The organism is Thauera sp. 28, assembly GCF_000310145.2.
Taxonomy (GTDB): Bacteria; Pseudomonadota; Gammaproteobacteria; order Burkholderiales; family Rhodocyclaceae; genus Thauera; species Thauera mechernichensis.
This window is the reverse complement of sequence record NZ_AMXA01000005.1, coordinates 83,031-100,500: the sequence shown is the minus strand read 5'-3', so window position 1 is coordinate 100,500 and position 17,470 is coordinate 83,031. Positions and strand designations below refer to the sequence as shown.

General features: G+C 65.6%; 13 protein-coding genes. All 13 read left to right on the top strand.

Annotated elements, in window-relative coordinates:
* The first annotated feature begins 13 nt into the window (after positions 1 to 13).
* The 13 genes from yidC (at position 14) to C662_RS06055 (ending at position 17,377) form a co-directional block, all read left to right on the top strand.
* On the top strand, positions 14 to 1,675 hold the full coding sequence (gene yidC, locus C662_RS06115) for a membrane protein insertase YidC (RefSeq protein ID WP_002926167.1): 1,662 nt from the start codon (positions 14 to 16) through the stop codon (positions 1,673 to 1,675).
* On the top strand, positions 1,647 to 2,999 hold the full coding sequence (mnmE, locus tag C662_RS06110) for a tRNA uridine-5-carboxymethylaminomethyl(34) synthesis GTPase MnmE (RefSeq protein ID WP_002926165.1): 1,353 nt from the start codon (positions 1,647 to 1,649) through the stop codon (positions 2,997 to 2,999). Before yidC ends, mnmE begins: the two co-directional genes overlap by 29 nt.
* Positions 3,000 to 3,064: 65 nt before the next feature.
* Positions 3,065 to 3,835: a sulfite exporter TauE/SafE family protein gene (locus C662_RS06105; protein ID WP_002926164.1), complete on the top strand. Its 771-nt coding sequence runs from the start codon at positions 3,065 to 3,067 to the stop codon at positions 3,833 to 3,835.
* Between the two features lie 161 nt (positions 3,836 to 3,996).
* Positions 3,997 to 4,389, top strand: a complete 393-nt coding sequence (locus tag C662_RS06100; RefSeq protein ID WP_002926163.1) for an S-adenosylmethionine decarboxylase family protein — start codon at positions 3,997 to 3,999, stop codon at positions 4,387 to 4,389.
* Positions 4,386 to 5,270, top strand: coding sequence for a polyamine aminopropyltransferase (gene speE / locus C662_RS06095; RefSeq protein WP_002926162.1), 885 nt, complete (start codon positions 4,386 to 4,388; stop codon positions 5,268 to 5,270). The genes C662_RS06100 and speE overlap by 4 nt, the downstream gene beginning before the upstream one ends.
* 166 nt (positions 5,271 to 5,436) lie before the next feature.
* Entirely contained in the window at positions 5,437 to 6,693 is a 1,257-nt protein-coding gene (rsmB, locus tag C662_RS06090) for a 16S rRNA (cytosine(967)-C(5))-methyltransferase RsmB (protein ID WP_002926161.1), read from the top strand.
* Positions 6,644 to 7,255, top strand: coding sequence for a DUF4390 domain-containing protein (locus C662_RS06085; protein WP_002926160.1), 612 nt, complete (start codon positions 6,644 to 6,646; stop codon positions 7,253 to 7,255). The genes rsmB and C662_RS06085 overlap by 50 nt, the downstream gene beginning before the upstream one ends.
* Complete coding sequence (locus C662_RS06080) at positions 7,252 to 9,375, top strand: sensor histidine kinase (RefSeq protein WP_002926159.1); 2,124 nt, start codon at positions 7,252 to 7,254, stop codon at positions 9,373 to 9,375. Before C662_RS06085 ends, C662_RS06080 begins: the two co-directional genes overlap by 4 nt.
* An 8-nt stretch (positions 9,376 to 9,383) precedes the next feature.
* Entirely contained in the window at positions 9,384 to 10,631 is a 1,248-nt protein-coding gene (locus C662_RS06075; protein WP_002926158.1) for a sigma-54-dependent transcriptional regulator, read from the top strand.
* A 101-nt stretch (positions 10,632 to 10,732) separates the two neighbouring features.
* Positions 10,733 to 12,136, top strand: coding sequence for a Trk system potassium transporter TrkA (gene trkA / locus C662_RS06070; protein ID WP_002926157.1), 1,404 nt, complete (start codon positions 10,733 to 10,735; stop codon positions 12,134 to 12,136).
* Between the two features lie 17 nt (positions 12,137 to 12,153).
* Positions 12,154 to 13,611 carry a TrkH family potassium uptake protein gene (locus C662_RS06065; protein WP_002926156.1) on the top strand — a complete coding sequence of 486 codons (1,458 nt, stop codon included), beginning with the start codon at positions 12,154 to 12,156 and terminating at the stop codon, positions 13,609 to 13,611.
* A gap of 125 nt (positions 13,612 to 13,736) precedes the next feature.
* Complete coding sequence (gene hemE, locus C662_RS06060) at positions 13,737 to 14,807, top strand: uroporphyrinogen decarboxylase (protein ID WP_002926155.1); 1,071 nt, start codon at positions 13,737 to 13,739, stop codon at positions 14,805 to 14,807.
* Between the two features lie 389 nt (positions 14,808 to 15,196).
* Positions 15,197 to 17,377: a primosomal protein N' gene (locus C662_RS06055; RefSeq protein WP_002926152.1), complete on the top strand. Its 2,181-nt coding sequence runs from the start codon at positions 15,197 to 15,199 to the stop codon at positions 17,375 to 17,377.
* Positions 17,378 to 17,470 lie beyond the last annotated feature (93 nt).

Genomic DNA, 17,470 nt, shown 5'->3' with positions numbered 1-17,470 from the left:
CAGACCGATTCCGATGGATCAACGCCGCCTACTCCTCTTCCTGGTTTTCTCCTTCGCCCTCGTCATGCTGTGGGATGGCTGGATCAAGCATAACCAGCCCGCACCCACGGTGCAGCAGGCCGCCGCAGGCGCGGCCGCGCCGACGGACGGTTCGGTGCCGACGCCCTCGGCAAACCTCGGTGTCGGGCAGGCGGCTGTGCCTGGCGAGCAGCAGGCTACGGCTGCCGCGGCGGCGGTTGCCCGCACGGTGGTCGAGACCGACTTGCTGCGTGCGCAGGTCTCCGCGCAGGGTGGCGCCATCGTTCGCCTCGAGCTCAAGCAGCATCGCGCGAGCGCGAAGAGCGAAGACAGCTTCGTGCTGCTCGACGATGGCTCGCGCCACCAGTACGCAGCGCAGGCAGGCCTGATCGGTGACGGCCTGCCCAACCATCGCACGATGTTCGAGCTGCCTGCGAGCGAACTGGTGCTCAAGGATGGCGAAGACCGCGTCGAACTGCGACTGCGCGCGCCCGAGCAGAACGGCGTGCAGGTCACCAAGGTGATGACCTTCCATCGCGGTAGCTACCTGATCGACGTGGCCTACGAGATCGTCAACGAGAGTGGTCAGCCGATCTCGCCGCATGCGTATTTCCAGCTCACCCGCGACGGCAATCCGGCCGAGCAGGTCGAGGCCTTTGGCGTGCATACCTTCACCGGGCCGGCTTTCTACACCGACCTCGGCAAGTTCCAGAAGGTGGACTTCGACGACATCGCCAGCGGCAAGGCCAAGTTGCCGGCGGCCACTGCCGATGGCTGGGTGGCGATGGTGCAGCATTACTTCGTTAGCGCCTGGTTGCCCGAGCAGGGCGTACAGCGCGAGTACTTCGCGCGTTCGATCGGTGGCGGTCTGTACTCGGCGGGCCTCATCGTACCGGTGGCCAGCATCGAGCCGGGCGCCACGGCGACGATCGGTTCGCGTCTGTATTCCGGGCCGCAGGAGCAGGACAAGCTCGAGAGCATCGCCCCCGGGCTCGACCTGGTGGTGGACTACGGCTGGCTGACGGTGATCGCGGCGCCGCTGTTCTGGGTGCTGTCGTGGTTCCATAGCCTGACCGGCAACTGGGGCTGGGCGATCATCCTGGTCACGGTGGCGATCAAGCTGGTGTTCTTCCCGCTGTCGGCAGCCAGCTACAAGTCGATGGCGAAGATGCGCGTGCTCGGTCCGCGCCTGCAGCGCATGAAGGAGCTGTACGGTAACGACAAGGCCAAGATGCAGCAGGAGATGATGAATCTCTACCGCACCGAGAAGATCAACCCGCTTGGCGGTTGCCTGCCGATCCTGGTTCAGATCCCGGTGTTCATCGCGCTCTACTGGGTGTTGCTGGGCAGCGTCGAGATGCGGCACGCACCCTGGCTGGGCTGGATCACCGATCTGTCGTCGAAGGATCCGTACTTCATCCTGCCGATCATCATGGGCGCGTCCATGCTGGTCCAGATGAAGCTCAACCCGACGCCGCCGGACCCGATCCAGGCCAAGGTGATGATGGCGATGCCGATCATCTTCACCTTCATGTTCATGTGGTTCCCGTCCGGCCTGGTGCTGTACTGGGTTGTGAACAACCTGTTGTCGATCGCCCAGCAGTGGCAGGTCACGCGGATGATCGAGAGTGGAAAGGCTGCCGCCAAGAGCGCCTGACACCATCGCCGCAGTCGCGACGGCGCCGGGCCGCGGTGGCATCGGCGTCGTTCGTGTCTCGGGCTCCGGCCTGCTGGGGTTTGCGCAGGCCTTGTGCGGTCGCCAGCCGCAACCCCGGCTGGCGCAGTTTTCCCGCTTTGTCGATGGCGAAGGTCGGCCGATCGACGAGGGTATCCTGCTCTACTTCCCCGCTCCTGCCTCGTTCACTGGCGAGGACGTTCTCGAACTGCAGGGCCATGGTGGCCCGGTGGTCATGCAGCTGCTGCTTGAGCGCTGCCTGGGGCTGGGTGCACGTCTTGCCGAGCCGGGGGAGTTCACCCGCAGGGCCTTCCTGAACGGCAAGCTGGACCTCGCCCAAGCGGAGGGGGTGGCGGACCTGATCGAGGCGTCGACTGCGGCGGCGGCGCGTTCTGCGGTCCGCTCGCTGTCCGGGCGCTTCTCGGAAGAAGTGCATCGTATCGTCGATCGTCTGGTCGATCTGCGCATGCTGGTCGAGGCGACGCTGGATTTTCCCGAGGAAGAGATCGAGTTTCTCGAGCGTGCGCGCGCAATGCCGCGGCTCGAGGGTATTCGTGGCGAGCTCGAAGCGCTGCTCGATCGTGCGGGGCAGGGCGCATTGCTGCGCAGCGGGCTGAATGTCGTGCTCGTCGGTGCACCGAACGTCGGCAAGTCGAGCCTGCTCAACCAGCTCGCGGGTGAGGAGCGTGCGATTGTCACCGACATCGCCGGTACGACCCGTGATGCGCTGCGCGAGACCATTCAGATCGAGGGTATCCCGCTCCACGTCATCGACACTGCAGGCTTGCGTGACACGGCCGATACGGTCGAGCGTCTGGGCATCGAGCGTACCTGGCGGGAGATCGAGCGTGCGGACGTGATCGTGCGTCTTGTCGATGCCAGCGTGTCGGCGACTGGAGACGATGAGCTCGCTGGCCGCTTGCCTGGCGGGGTTGAGCGCATCACGGTGGTTAACAAGATCGACCTGGTGTCGGCGGCTGCTGGCCGTGAGGAGCAGGCGGGGCAGGTCACGGTCCGCGTTTCGGCGCGAACGGGCGAGGGCGTCGATCTGCTGCGCGCCGAGTTGCTGCGGGTCGCGGGCTGGCACGCGCATGGAGAGGATGTCGTGCTCGCGCGCGAGCGCCACCTCCAGGCCTTGCGCATGGCGCTCGGGCACGTGTGCGCGGCGGGTGAGCAGCTTGCAGCGCTCGAGTTGTTTGCGGAAGAGCTGCGCCTTGCGCAGGAGCGCCTGGGTGAGATCACGGGCGAGTTCGGCGCAGATGATCTGCTGGGCGAGATCTTCTCGCGCTTCTGTATCGGCAAGTAGGGTTCCCCGGATTGCCCGTCCGCATCGGTACGAGCCGCTGCGGATGTTTCACGTGAAACGTCCCGATGGAAATCGAATTCCTCTTCCTGGCCCTGGGGCTTGCCGCATTGTTCGCCGGATTCGTGGATTCCGTCGTGGGTGGCGGCGGGCTGATTCAGCTGCCTGCGCTGTTCACGGCGCTGCCCAACGCGGCGCCGGCAACCCTGTTCGGTACCAACAAACTTGCCAGCATCGTCGGTACGACAAGCGCTGCGATCCAGTACGGGCGCCGTGTGAGCATACCCTGGCGGGTCGCGCTGCCTGGCGCTGCCGCCGCGTTGGTCGGGTCGTGGTACGGCGCCAAGGCGGTTGCCTACCTGGATCCGGCGATCCTGCGCCCGCTCATCCTCGTGCTGCTCGTCGCCGTAGCCGCCTACACCTTCATCCGCAAGGATCTTGGTGCGGTCTCGGCGGAGCCCGCTCATGGTGCCCGTTCGGCGCTGCTTGCAGCGACGATTGGCGCTGTGATCGGCTTCTACGACGGCTTCTTTGGTCCTGGAACGGGGAGCTTTCTGATCTTCCTGTTCATCCGCTTCCTGGGCATGGATTTTCTGCGGGCATCCGTTACCGCCAAGATTCTCAATGTCGCCACCAATGCAGCGGCGATCTCCTTCTTCGTGGGTAATGTCGAGCTGCTGTGGAAACTGGCCGCAGTGATGGCGGTGTGCAACCTTGCGGGGGCCTTGCTTGGGTCGCGTATGGCCCTGAAGCACGGCGTCGTGTTCGTGAGGAAGATGTTCCTGGCCGTGGTTACGGTGCTGATCGCACGCCTGGCCTACGACACCTTCCTGCGCTGAGCCTCGCTGTGTTTCACGTGGAACATGCGTGCACCCTGAGGCAGCCAGGGGCGGGGTGGGCGAGGGCACGCCAGAGCGCTGGGAATATTTGCAAAAATATTACCTTAGCCCCGCATGATAAAATCCTCAGCTTCAGTCACCTGTACAACAAGACCGAGGACATGAACGGACTGCATCTCATCGCTGACATCTACCGCTGCAGATCTTCTGCTGGATTGCTGACCGAACGCGCCGAGCTTGAGGCCTTGTGCGTGGAAGGCTGCCGTAATGCGGGCCTGACACCGCTGGGCGCCTATTTCTATCAGTTTCTGGACGAGCAGGGCGACGCTGCCGGGGTGACCGGTACCGTCGTGCTCGCGGAGTCGCACCTTGCCATCCATACCTGGCCGGAAACTGGCGATGTGACACTCGATGTATACGTGTGCAATTTTTCGCGTGACAACAGCGGTCGCGCTCGCCAGGTGTTCGCTGCCGTGATCGATGCGCTCGCGCCTGAGGAAATCGTCAGCCACGAGGTGGTCCGCGGTCGTCTCGAGCAGGGTGTCACCTCGTGAGCGTGCATGTGGAAGGGTGGCCGCCGGAGCTCATTCCTGAGTTTCTGTGCGACGACGCCGGCTATTTTCTGAAGGCAGGCCGGCTGCTCGAGCGAGGCCATTCGGAGTGGCAGTCCTACGAAGTCTGGGACACGCCCCGGTTTGGGCGCCTGTTCCGCCTCGATGGCTGCTTCATGACTTCGGAGCGCGATGAGTTCTACTACCACGAGAACCTGATCCATGTGCCGGGGCTCGCTCACGCGGGCTTGCGTCGAGCCCTCGTCATCGGTGGCGGGGACGGCGGCTCGGCAGAAGAATTGCTCAAGTACCCGTCGATCGACAAGGTTGTGATTGCCGAACTCGACGCCAAGGTGATCGACATCTCCCGTCGCCATCTCCAGGCCGTTCACCACGGCGCCCTGGACGATCCGCGTGTCGATATCCGTATTGGCGACGGCATGAAGTACGTGCTCGAGGACGCGCCTGCAGCCGGCGATCGCTACGACATCGTGGTGCTCGATCTGACGGATCCGGTCGGTCCTGCCGAGGCGCTCTATTCCGAGGCCTTCTTCCGCGCCTGTCGTGAGCTGCTCACGCCCGGGGGTGCCCTGAGCTTGCATATCGGCACGCCGGTCTTCCAGCCGGAGCGGGTGCGCCTGTTGATCGAGCGTCTGCGTGCCGTGTTTGCCTGCGTGCGCCCCTATTTCCTGTACATTCCGCTTTACGGCAGCCTGTGGGGCCTGGCCTGTGCCTCCGATACCCTCGATCCGCTGAGCTTGAGCGAGGAAGAGGTCGAGCGCGTGATTGCCACGCGCGGCATCAGCCGGCTCCAGCATCTGAACGGGGCTGTCTATCGGGCCCAGTTTGCCCTGCCCAATCACCTGCGCGCCTTGCTGGCCTGAGCCATGGGGCGCGTGTCCCGCGTCCACTCCCGTATTCCAGATCGTGACCTCTCCGTCCAGAAATCAGCGCCCTTCGCGCTCCTCCGCGCCGGGCGCGCGCAATCGCAGACCGCCTCAAGACGCTTCCGCCACCGTTCGGACCACCCTTGCCGATGACAGCCTTGCCATGGCCTTGGCGCGTGCAGCCGAGCTTGTTGGCGCAGTGCTTGGTGGCGGCAACCTTACCGAAGCGTTCGAGCACATGCTTGCCACCCATCCGGGGTGGCCGGATGCAACCCGGGGCGCGGTGCGCGACTTGGCCTGGTCCACGCTGCGTGATTTTCGCCGTAGCGGCGTCGTGCTCGATCGTCTCCTGCACACGCCACCTGCGCCGGCCATCCATGGCCTGCTGCTGGTTGCGCTCACACGTCTGCGCCAGCGGCCCGAGCAGGCGCACACCGTCGTCGATCAGGCGGTCCAGGCCGCACACGAGTTGATGCCCGGGCTCAAGAACATGGTCAACGGCGTGTTGCGCAACGCCCTCCGTCAGCGTGATCAGTGGGAGTCCTGGGCCGAGGCCGATGAGGAGGCCCGGCTCGGTTTTCCGCGCTGGTGGATCGCCCGCCTGCGTGCCTCGGCCGGTGAGAGTTGGGAGGCGGCGCTTGCAGCCGGCAACCAGCGTCCGCCCATGGCCATCCGTGTGAATACGCGCAGGACGACGATCGACGCTGTGCTGGCAGGGCTCGAGGGCGCCGGGCTGGTCGTACGCCGGCTCGATAACGATGCGCTCCTGCTCGATCGCCCCGTGCCCGTAGGCCGCCTGCCCGGGTTCTCCGACGGCCTGCTTTCGGTGCAGGATGCGGGCGCACAGTGGGCGGCACGGCTGCTTGCGCCGCTTGCGGGCGAGCGGGTGCTGGATGCCTGCGCGGCCCCCGGCGGGAAGACGGCGCATCTGCTGGAGTGCGCTGACGTCGAGCTGCTTGCGCTCGAGCTCGACTCGCTGCGTGCACAGCGTGTCGACAGCAATCTGGCGCGGCTGGGCCTGACTGCCCGCGTACAGGTTGCCGATTGCCGGCGTGTCGAGCGCTGGTGGGATGGACGCCCCTTCGATCGTATCCTGGCCGATGTGCCATGTTCCGCGTCCGGCGTTGCGCGCAGGCATCCCGACATCAAGTGGCTGCGCCGGGAGACCGACATCGCGCAGTTCGCCGCACAGCAAGCGGAGATCCTCGATGCGCTTTGGCAGACGCTGGCCCCGGGTGGCACAATGCTCTACGTCACCTGCTCGGTTTTCGATGAAGAGAACGCCGGGCAGATCGCCCGTTTCTGCGCCCTGCATGCCGATGCCGAACGTGTCCCGGTTTGCGGGGAGCCCGACCTGAAGCTGTTGCCCAATGCCGAACATGACGGCTTCTACTACGCGCTCCTTCGCAAGCAGGCCTGAACGCCTGCTGCGTACGATCGTATTTGCCCTGCTTAGCGTCATCGTCGTGTTCGCGCATGCGGACTCGAGCGAGATCCGCAACGCAGAGATCGTGCGTGGCGATTCGGGCTATGTCCTCAACGCCGATATCGACATCGAGCTCAACCCTCGACTCGTCGATGCCGTTTCGCGTGGCGTGTCGCTGTACTTCACCACTCAGCTGCTCATCGAGCGCCCGCGCTGGTACTGGCTCAATCAGGTCGTGGTCGATCGCAGTCTGGATTACCGGCTGCACTACCACGCCATTACGCGCAGCTACCGGTTGTCGATCGGCAGCTTCCACCAGAGCTTCGACAGCCTCGAGGCGGCGGTGATGACCATGCAGCGTGTGCGCAACTGGCAGGTCGCCGACTTCGACACCCTCGAAGCGGGGCAGTCTCACCAAGCCTCACTGCGTTTTCGACTCGACACCAGCCAGCTGCCCAAGCCCTTCCAGGTGACCGCGATCGGCAGCCGTGACTGGAGCCTGGGCACCGACTGGTTGCGCTGGACCTTCCTGCCCGGAGCGCCGGGGTTCCAATGAAACGCGCCTATCTCGTCATCGTTGCTGCCCTTGCCGGAATCTCCTTGTTCCTGCTGGCCTCGGCGAGCGCGAATACCGAGCTCTTTGCAGGCAGCTATCCGTTCCTGCTTGCGCTCAACGGCGCGGTGGTCGTTGCGATGGCTGCCCTCGTCGGCATTCAGCTGCGCCAGCTGTGGCGCGAGTACCGCCGCCGGGAGTTCGGCTCGCGGCTCAAGATGCGCCTGGTGCTGATGTTTGCGCTCATGGGCGTGGTGCCCGGCGTGCTCGTGTATGGCGTGTCCTTGCAGTTCGTCGTACGCAGCATCGAGTCGTGGTTCGACGTACGCGTCGATTCGGCGCTGGAGGGTGGCATTGCGTTGGGCCAGAGCGCCTTCGACTACCTCGTCAGCCAGGTGCGCGACAAGGCTGACGACATGGTGCTCGAACTCGAGGTTGCCAGCGCAGGAGCAGGGTCGGCCGCCCTGCTCAACCGCCTGCGCGAGCAGAGCGGCATCAGCAGCGCAACCATCATCAGCGCCAATGGCCAGGTGGTGGCGACGGCGGCCGACCAGAGTCATGGCCTCATCCCAGACCTGCCGTCGGTCGCCGAACTGCGCCAGGCCCGCCAGTCGCGCCATTTCCAGAGTGTCGACAGTCGCCCCGACGGACGTCTGGTGATTCGCGTCGTCACCCCCATCCCGCTGCGCACGCTGGCGGGTGAGCCCAATCTGCTGATGCTCCTTCAACCGGTACCGGAGTCATTCGGGCGCAGCGCCGAGGCTGTCCAGGAGGCCTATCGTGACTATCAGCAGCTCACCCTCGGGCGCAGCGGGCTCAAGCGCATCTACACCATCACGCTCAGCCTCACGCTGCTGCTCGCACTGCTGACCGCACTCGCGGTCGCCTTCTTCATCGCCCGCCGGCTGGCGGCGCCTCTGCTCATCCTGGCCGAGGGCACACAGGCGGTGGCACAAGGCGACTTCAGCCCGCGCCAGGCCCTGCCGGCCAACGACGAACTGGGCGTGCTGACGCAGTCCTTCAACCGCATGACGCGGCAACTGCAGGACGCACGCGGCGCGGCCGAGCGTAGCCGTGCCGAGGTCGAAGCCGCCCGCGCTTACCTCGAGAGCGTGCTGGCCCACCTGTCCACCGGTGTGCTTGCCTTCTCGGTGGACGGCCAACTGCGTGCGGCCAACCATGGTGCGCTGCAGATCCTGGCCGACGACCTTGCCGGGTTCGAGGATCTCGCGTTGGAGGACTGGCCTCGCCTCGACCTCTTCCGTGACACCTTGGTCGAGGGCTTCGCCAACAACGAGGGTGACTGGCAGACCCAGATCGACCTGCCGGTGAAGGACAGCTCGCCGCTCAGCCTGCTGATCCACGGCTCGCGTCTGCCTGCGGTCGGCGGCGGCGGGTTGGTCGTCGTCTTCGACGACATCTCCAGCCTGGTTGCGGCGCAACGCACCGCCGCCTGGGCCGAGGTGGCGCGCCGACTCGCGCACGAGATCAAGAACCCGCTGACGCCGATCCAGCTCTCCGCCGAGCGCCTTGCCTTCAAGCTGGCGGACCGCCTGGACGATAGCGGGCGAGAGATGCTCGAGCGCGCAACGACGACCATTGTCAACCAGGTCGAGGCGATGAAGAACCTGGTCAATGCCTTCCGCGACTATGCGCGCCTGCCTGCGCCGAAGCTGGCGGCGGTCGATCTGAATGCGCTGATCCGGGAGGTGCTGCACCTGTACGAAAGCTCCGCCGTGCGTGTGCGCACCGAACTCGCCACCGGTCTGCCGCCGGTCATGGGTGACAGCACCCAGCTAAGGCAGGTGATCCACAATATGCTGCAGAATGCGCAGGACGCGGTGACGGGCGTTGATGATGGCGAGGTGCGTGTGCTGACGCGCCGTGACGGCGAACGGGTTGTGCTGCTGTTCCGTGACAGCGGGCCCGGCTTTCCGGCTGAAGTGCTCGCCCGCGCCTTCGAGCCCTACTTCACGACCAAGTCGCGTGGCACCGGACTGGGTCTGGCGATCGTGAAGAAGATCGTCGATGAGCATGGCGGCGACGTGCGCCTGAGCAACCTCGAGGGCGGCGGTGCAGAGGTCCGCATCCGCTTGCGCCTGGCTGAAAACAAACAAGCTTGACGAAGACAATGGCAAAGATACTCATCGTTGACGACGAAATCGGAATCCGCGAACTGCTCTCCGAAATCCTGCGCGACGAAGGCCACGACATCCTGCTCGCCGAGAATGCCGCCGCTGCGCGTGCGGCGCGCAATGCGTTGCGGCCCGACATGGTGCTGCTGGACATCTGGATGCCGGACACCGATGGCATCACCCTGCTCAAGGAGTGGGCGGCCAACGGCCAGCTCAACATGCCGGTGGTGATGATGTCCGGCCATGGCACGATCGATACGGCAGTCGAGGCGACACGTATCGGTGCGATCGACTATCTCGAAAAGCCGATCGCACTGCAGAAGCTGCTTGCTGCGGTCAAGCGTGGGCTGCAACGGCCGCAAGCCCCGGGGGCGCCCGCTCCCTTGACCCTGTCGGCGTTTACGCGCTCGGTGCCGCTGCGCGAGCTCAAGCGCCGGGTCGAGCAGATATCCGGTAGTTCGCGCGTGCTGTTGCTGCGCGTCGGCAGCGGCAGCCTTGCCGAACTCGTTGCCCGCAGCGTGCAGCCGGGCAATGCCCCCTGGCTGGACCTGGGCGCTGTCAGCGCGCCGCTCGACCTGAGCCAGCTGCAGGCTACCCAGGGCGGCGTCCTGTTCGTGTCCGAGCTTGCCCGTCTGTCGCGTGCGCAGCAGAAGAACCTTGCCTTTGCCCTCGACCGCCTCGAGCGCTATGACTTGCGCCTCGTGGTCGCCACCGAGCGCAATCTGGAAGGGCTGGTCGCCGAAGGTTGGGAGGAGGGCTTGCTGAGCCGCTTGTTCGAGGTCAGCCTGGCCCCGCCCTCGCTGGCCGAGGTACGCGACGACCTGCCGGAGCTGGCCAGCCAGCTTCTGCTGCACCTGATCGAGGGCGGCGATGTGCCCTTGCGGCGCTTGTCCACGGCAGCCCTGAACCAGCTGCGCAATCTGCCCTGGCCAGGGGGATATGCCGAGTTGCGCGCCGCAGTGAAGTCGCTCGCGCTCGGTACGCTGGAGGAGGAGATCGGCGCGGGCGAGGTCCGCCGCCTGCTTCCGCCCGATCTCTCCACCGGTGGCTGCGGGGTACCGCTCGACCAGCCCTTGCGCGAGGCGCGCGAAGCATTCGAGCGTCTCTACTTCGAGCACCACCTGCGCCTCGAGGGGGGCAACATGACGCGGCTTGCCGAAAAGACCGGGCTCGAGCGCACGCACCTCTACCGCAAGTTGAAGCAGCTCGGGTTGCAGGCTGGGCGGCGCCACGAAGAGGGCTGAGTAGCCGTTATCGCTATGATTGCTGCGGTGCAACAAAATCTTGGACCCTGCGCCGCGGGCGGCGTAGAATCCACAGCCTACATTCGTATGCGGAAGTCAGCGTGAAGATCATCATTCTCGGCGCCGGCCAGGTCGGTGCGTCGGTCGCCGAAAACCTGGTGTCGGAAGCGAACGACATCACGCTCGTCGACACCAGCGAGGAGTACCTGGCTGCGCTGCGCGAACGGCTCGAAGTCCGTACCGTGTGCGGCAACGCGGCATCGCCGCGCGTGCTGCGCGAGGCCGGGGCGGACGACGCCGACCTGTTGATCGCGGTGACCCAGTCCGACCAGACCAACCTGTGCGCCTGCCGTATCGCCAAGACGCTGTACAACCTGCCCACCCGCATCGCACGCCTGCGCTCGACCGACTACGTCGACCATCCCGAACTGCTCGAGGACCACAATTTCGCGGTCGACTTCTCGATCTGCCCCGAGCAGGTGGTCACTGACTACATCAAGCGCCTCATCGCTTTTCCGGAAGCGCTGCAGGTGCTCGAGTTCGCCAACGGGGTGGTGAGCCTGATCTGCGTGCGCGCCTTCGAGGGCGGACCGCTGGTGGGGCATCCGCTCAAGGCGCTGCGTTTTCACCTGCCCAACGTCGAGGTGCGTATCGCCGCCATCTACCGTAATGGCGAGCCCATCATCCCCAAGGGCGATACCGTGATCCTGCCCGGTGACGAGGTCTTCTGCCTGGCAGCGACCGTGCACATCCGCAAGGTCATGGGCGAACTGCGGCGTTCGGACCGGCCGATGCGGCGCATCATGATCGCTGGCGGCGGCAACATCGGTTTCCGTCTGGCGCAGTCCATCGAGGAGAACTACCACGTCAAGATCCTCGAGCTGAACCGGGTACGTGCAGAGATGCTGGCCTCGCACCTGTCCCACGCCCTGGTGCTGCGCGGCGATTCGACTGACGAGAAGCTGCTCGAGAACGAGGGCATCGACGAGACCGACCTGTTCGTCGCGCTGACCAACGACGAGGAAGACAACATCATGTCGGCCTCGCTCGCCAAGCGCATGGGCGCGCGCCGCACACTGGCGCTGATCAACCGCAAGAGCTATGTCGACCTCGTGCAGGGCGGGCCGATCGACATCGCCATCTCGCCGGCTCACACCTCGATCGGTACCTTGCTGGCGCATGTGCGCCGGGGCGATGTCGTGGCCGTGCATAGCCTGCGCCGCGGTGCCGCCGAGGCGCTCGAGATCATCGCCCACGGCAACCGCAAGGATTCCAAGGTCGTCGGCCGCATGATCGAGGAAGTCTCCCTTCCCAAGGGGGCGACCATCGGCGCGCTCGTGCGTGAGGTGAAGAACGACGAAGGGCGCATCCTGCGCAGCGAGGTCATCATGCCGCACCACGACACGGTGATCGAAGAGGATGACCACGTCATTGTCTTCTGTACCAGCAAGAACCTCGTGCGCAAGGTCGAGAAGCTGTTCCAGGTCAGCTTCACCTTCCTGTGACCCAGGGAACCGCCTGAATGCGCGCTTACCACCCCGCGCTCAATGCGCTCGGCCTGATCATCATGATCTTCGGCCTGCTCATGGGCTTTCCGCTCACCGTGTCCGCGGTGCTGGAGGATGGCGCCACCCTGGCCTACGACCAGGGCATCTTCGTCACCTTCGTCTCGGGCCTGCTGCTGTGGGCTGCCACGCGCTCGCGGCGCCGCGACCTGCGCGTGCATGACGGCTTCCTGCTCGTAGCCGCGAGCTGGGTGGTGCTGCCGGTGTTCGGTGCCCTGCCGCTGGTTGCCTACATCCCCGAACTGCGCTTCACCGACGGTTACTTCGAAGCCGTGTCCGGGCTCACCGCAACCGGCGCGACCGTGCTCAGCGGCATCGACGATCTACCCATCTCGATCAACCTGTGGCGTACCTTCATGCACTGGATCGGCGGCATGGGCGTCATCGTGCTGGTGGTGGCCATTCTGCCGCTGCTCGGCATCGGTGGCCGCCAGCTCTACAAGGCCGAAGTGCCCACGCCGATGAAGGACGCCAGCCTGACGCCGCGCATCGCCGAGACCGCGAAGGGCCTGTGGATCACCTACGTGCTGCTCACCGTCGCCTGCGGCTTCGCGCTGTGGTGGGCGGGGCTGGAGGGCTGGGACGCGGTGATCCATGCTTTTTCGATTGCAGGCCTGGGCGGGTTCTCGAGCAAGGACGCCTCGATCGGCCACTTCGCCAACCTCAACGTCGAACTCGTCACCATCGTCTTCGCTCTCCTTGCCGGTCTCAACTACGCCACCCACTACCTGGCCCTGGTGCGGCGGACCTACAAGCCCTATCTGCGCGACCCCGAGATTCCCTTCTACTTCGCCGTGCTCGCCGGCAGCATCGTGCTCCTCACCGTGTACCTGATGCAGCATGGTGCGCACGACGATGCAGCCACCGCGCTACGCTATGTCGCCTTCCACGTCGTGTCGATTTCCACCTCGCTCGGCCTGGCGACCTATGACTACACGCTGTGGCCGATGTTCGCCCAGATCTGGATCCTGTTCCTGGGCAGCTTCATCGCCTGCTCGGGCTCGACCGGCGGCGGCATCAAGATGATGCGCGCGATGATCCTCTACAAGCAGGTGTTCCGTGAGATCGTGCGCTCGCTGCATCCGCAGGCGGTGCGTCCGGTCCGCCTCGGTACCAAGCCCGTACCCGAGACCATCCTGCACGCGGTGCTCGGTTTCAGCTTCATGTACATGGTGTCGATCGTCAGCCTGACGCTGATCCTGTCGGCGACCGGTCTCGAACTCATCACCGCCTTCTCCGCGGTGGTGGCCTGCCTCAACAACACCGGCCCCGGCCTCGGCCTGGTGGGCCCGGCGTCCAATTACCAGGGGCTCGAGGACATCCACAAGTGGGTGCTGTCGTTCACCATGATCCTCGGCCGCCTGGAGATCTTCACCTTCCTCGTCGTGCTCACGCCCACCTTCTGGCGGCGCTGAGCCTGCGCCAGGAGCGCCCCGGCTGCACCTGGATTGACGCTCGACAAGCCCCGAGCGGCGCGGGAAAGGCGATAATCACGCCTTCAGCCCCCTTCAGCCAGATTGCCAGCCTCAAAGGACTCGCCGTGAGCCACCTGAAGAACGACACCTTCCTGCGCGCCCTGCTGCGCCAACCCACCGAATACACGCCCGTCTGGCTCATGCGCCAGGCTGGCCGCTATCTGCCCGAGTACTGCGAAACCCGCCGCCGCGCAGGCAACTTCCTGAACCTGTGCAAGAGTCCGGCGATGGCGTGCGAGGTCACCCTGCAGCCGCTGGCGCGCTACGACCTCGACGCCGCCATCCTGTTCTCCGACATCCTCACCGTACCCGATGCGATGGGTCTGGGCCTGTACTTCGCCGAAGGCGAGGGTCCGCGCTTCGAGCGTCCGCTCAAGGACGAGTGGGAGATCCGCAACCTGACCGCGCCCGATCCCCACGCCGAGCTGCAGTACGTGATGGATGCGGTGAGCGAGATCCGCCGCGCGCTCGACGGTAGCGTGCCGCTGATCGGCTTTTCCGGCAGTCCGTGGACGCTGGCCTGCTACATGGTCGAAGGCGGCTCGTCCGACGACTACCGCAAGGTCAAGAGCATGGCCTACAGCCGCCCCGACCTGATGCACCACATCCTGGAGGTGACCGCGCAGGCGGTGGTCAAGTATCTCAACGCCCAGATCGAGGCGGGCGCACAGGCGGTGATGGTGTTCGATTCCTGGGGCGGGGTGCTGTCCGAAGCCGCGTACAAGGAGTTCTCGCTGCGTTACCTGGAGCAGGTCGTCTCCGGACTCATCCGTGAGCGTGACGGCCAGCGTGTGCCCAGCATCGTGTTCACCAAGGGCGGCGGCCTGTGGCTGGAATCGATCGCTGCCATCGGCAGCGACGCGGTGGGTCTCGACTGGACCATGGACATCGGCCGTGCCCGCCGCATGGTCGGCGACAAGGTCGCGCTCCAGGGCAACCTCGACCCGAACGTGCTGTTCGCGCCCGCCGACGCCGTAGCTGCGGAAACCCGGCGCATCCTCGATGCCTACGGCAACCACCCTGGCCATGTCTTCAACCTCGGGCATGGCATTTCGCAATACACCCCGCCCGAGAGCGTCAGCGTGCTGGTCGACACCGTGCATGCCTACAGCCGCGAACTGCGCGCACGCGGCTGAAAGCCGTCATGGGCGGCGACTTGGGTCGTCCAGGTCGCCGCCTGTCAAGCACAATATTGCGCGCAAAGTGCTTGACTTATGCACATCCAGCGGTTCCGGCCTCATTGGCGGGTGCTTAACCAGCTGCTTGTGGGTGCATTCAATAAGTTATTGAAAATTAACGAGTAAATAATCGCGCAATGTTAAGGCATTGTGACGAAAAGCCTTATGTGGCGCAGGTTTGGGGCTGATTCACCCAGGTTCCCCACAAACTTATCCACAGCTTTTGTGGACAAGCCAAAAGGGCCATTCTGGCCCAGAGACTTGACCTTCGTTTTCTCCATCCGGTCTCATCAAGGTGCTGCAAGCACCTGACACAAAAGCCTTTTTACAAGGTCATCCATCATCCCATGACCATTGTCCGCGTTGCCTTGCCCGTTCCGCTGCCGCAAGTCTTTGATTACGCTGCGGCAGATGCCACTGAAGCGGACGTCGGGCGGTGCGTGAAGGTGCCCTTCGGGCGCGGCGATCGCAACGGTTTGATCGTCGCCCTCGGCAACACGGCCGATGTCGAACCAGCACGCATCAAGACCGTACACCACATCCAGCGCGAGGTGCCGGCACTGCCGGCAGACTGGTTGGCGTTGGTCGATTTCGTTGCACGCTACTATCACGCGCCCCTGGGCGAGGTGGTTGCACTGGCCTTGCCGCCTGGCCTGCGTCGCGCCGACGGTGTGAGCGACGCCGACGAGGACCCCCTGCTCGAGATCGGCGAGGCCGGCCGGCGTGCGCTTGCCGACGCCCGGCGGCCGAGCAAGGCGCTCATGCTGCTGCAGGCGCTCGCTGCCGAACCTGGGCCATGGCGGCGCAGCGTGATCCGTGCCATGGCTGGCGGCGAGGCGGTGGGCGATGTGCTGCGACGTGGCTGGCTGACTGCAATACAGGATGAGGGCCGTGTTGCCGCGCTTGCCAGCGGCGCGCAACCTGAACTCACTGCCGAACAGGCGCGCGCGATCGAGGCCATCGTCGGCGGTGGGGCAGGCTTTAGGCCCTGGCTGCTGCATGGCGTCACCGGCAGTGGCAAGACCGAGGTGTACCTTAGGCTGGCCGCGCATGCGCTGGCACAAGGTCAGCAGGTGTTGATGCTGGTACCCGAGATCGCGCTGACGCCGCAGCTGGAGCAGCGCGTCGCGCAGCGCTTTGCCGCCGCCAACGTCGTCAGCCTGCACTCCGCGCTTGCCGACGGCGCGCGCTCGCGCGGATTCGTTCAGGCGCTCACCGGCCGCGCCGACATCGTCCTAGGTACCCGCCTGGCCGTGTTCGCACCGCTGCCGCGGCTGGGCCTGATCCTGGTCGACGAGGAGCACGATGCGTCCTACAAGCAGCAGGAGGGGGTGCGCTATTCGGCGCGCGACGTCGCCGTGTGGCGCGCGCGCCAGCGCGGCGTGCCGATCGTGCTGGGGTCGGCCACGCCCTCGCTCGAGACCTGGTACCACGCGCGCAGCGAGCGCTATGCGTTGCAGACCCTGAGCCAGCGCGCGGTAGCGGCGACCTTGCCGGCCGTACACTGCATCGACACGCGGCGCCTGAAGCTCGACGAAGGCCTCAGCCCGGGCCTGCAGGCTGCGATCGGCCAACGCCTGGAGCGTGGCGAGCAAAGCCTGGTGTTCCTCAATCGCCGTGGTTATGCCCCGGTGCTGTCGTGCCCGTCTTGCGGCTGGGTGAGCCGCTGTCCGCACTGCTCGGCCAACCTTGTGGTCCATCTTGCCGATCGCCGCCTGCGCTGCCACCACTGTGGCTGCGACGGATCGATCCCGCACGCCTGTCCGAGCTGCGGCAACCAGGACATCCAGCCTTTCGGTCGCGGCACGCAGCGCATCGAGGCGCGCCTCGCCGAACGCTTTCCTCAGGCGCGCGTGCTGCGCGTCGACCGTGATGCCGCACGCACGCGCGCGCAGTGGGAAAAGCTGCTCGATACCATTGCCGCGGGCGAGGCCGACATCCTCGTCGGCACCCAGATGATGGCCAAGGGGCACGACTTTCCACGCCTGACCCTGGTCGGTGTGATCGGCGCCGACGCGTCGCTGCATGCGGCCGATTTCCGCGCCCCGGAGCGCCTGTTCCAGCAGCTCATGCAGGTGGGCGGGCGCGCCGGCCGCGGCACTCTGCCCGGAACGGTGCTCATCCAGACCGAGTACCCGGGACACCCGCTCTACCAGCACCTTGGCCGCCATGATTTCGACGCCTTTGCCCGCATGGCACTTCAGGAGCGGCGCAGTGCAGGCTTTCCGCCGTTTACCCACCAGGCCATGCTGCGCGCCGACGCGCCCGCGCTCGACGATGCCGTGGAGTTCCTGCGCCATGCGCGGCGCCTGGCCGAGGCGCTTGCGCCCGAGGGATTGCGCCTGTACGACCCGGTCCCGATGCGCATGACGCGGCTGGCCCGCCGCGAGCGCGCGCAGCTACTGATCGAGGCCGACCAGCGCGGCCTGTTGCAGGCTTTTCTGCTGAGCTGGATCGAGATGCTCTACCGCCAGCGTACGGCGCGCGAACTGCGCTGGCAGATCGACGTCGACCCGCTCGAGGTCTGACCGCGACCGCGGCAGCGGGCTTGCGGTGGCTTCGGTCGTGCCCGGGCCCCAGTGTTCAATTGTCGTCATGGCTCCCCATCGTGGGGTGTATTG

What these genes read in the sequence shown, in the direction of transcription:
- C662_RS06055 (WP_002926152.1), top strand. Translation starts at nt 15,197, where the DNA reads ATGACCATTGTCCGCGTTGCCTTGCCCGTTCCGCTGCCGCAAGTCTTT.
- C662_RS06080 (WP_002926159.1), top strand. Translation starts at nt 7,252, where the DNA reads ATGAAACGCGCCTATCTCGTCATCGTTGCTGCCCTTGCCGGAATCTCC.
- yidC (WP_002926167.1), top strand. Translation starts at nt 14, where the DNA reads ATGGATCAACGCCGCCTACTCCTCTTCCTGGTTTTCTCCTTCGCCCTC.
- rsmB (WP_002926161.1), top strand. Translation starts at nt 5,437, where the DNA reads ATGGCCTTGGCGCGTGCAGCCGAGCTTGTTGGCGCAGTGCTTGGTGGC.
- C662_RS06085 (WP_002926160.1), top strand. Translation starts at nt 6,644, where the DNA reads ATGCCGAACATGACGGCTTCTACTACGCGCTCCTTCGCAAGCAGGCCT.
- C662_RS06075 (WP_002926158.1), top strand. Translation starts at nt 9,384, where the DNA reads ATGGCAAAGATACTCATCGTTGACGACGAAATCGGAATCCGCGAACTG.
- C662_RS06100 (WP_002926163.1), top strand. Translation starts at nt 3,997, where the DNA reads ATGAACGGACTGCATCTCATCGCTGACATCTACCGCTGCAGATCTTCT.
- C662_RS06105 (WP_002926164.1), top strand. Translation starts at nt 3,065, where the DNA reads ATGGAAATCGAATTCCTCTTCCTGGCCCTGGGGCTTGCCGCATTGTTC.
- C662_RS06065 (WP_002926156.1), top strand. Translation starts at nt 12,154, where the DNA reads ATGCGCGCTTACCACCCCGCGCTCAATGCGCTCGGCCTGATCATCATG.